This window comes from Morganella sp. TYF_1 (assembly GCF_043105645.1).
GTDB lineage: Bacteria > Pseudomonadota > Gammaproteobacteria > Enterobacterales > Enterobacteriaceae > Morganella > Morganella morganii_B.
The window spans coordinates 1-331 of sequence record NZ_JBICLU010000005.1 but is presented as its reverse complement, the minus strand read 5'-3'; the positions used below and the strand labels follow the sequence as shown (position 1 = coordinate 331).

The 331-nt window shown below is 52.0% G+C and carries 1 protein-coding gene; it reads left to right on the top strand.

Annotated features, from left to right (window positions below):
* A partial coding sequence (locus ACF8OF_RS01485) for a hypothetical protein (RefSeq protein WP_392495483.1) occupies positions 1–331 on the top strand: 331 nt, incomplete at both ends.

Genomic DNA, 331 nt, shown 5'->3' with positions numbered 1-331 from the left:
ACGACGGAATATTGATACCGCAGTACTGCATGCCCTCGGACTGGTATCGGGATACCTTCCTGAGAATATGAATATTGTTTCCCGGCTGGCAGCGATTATCAGAGATACCGTTACCGGCTGGACGGATGGGACGTTCCTGCAACCGTTTTTGGGTAACGACGATAATCACACGTCCATCCACCTGTTTACCGCCCTGGCGGTGATAACCATTGTCGCAAGGCACCGGATGAAAGAGGAAGGGACCCCGCAACGCAATGTGCTGAAAGTGCCGGCCTTTATGGCTGCTATTTTTATCCGTGCAGGCTACTATTGGACTGCGCTGGGAAATATG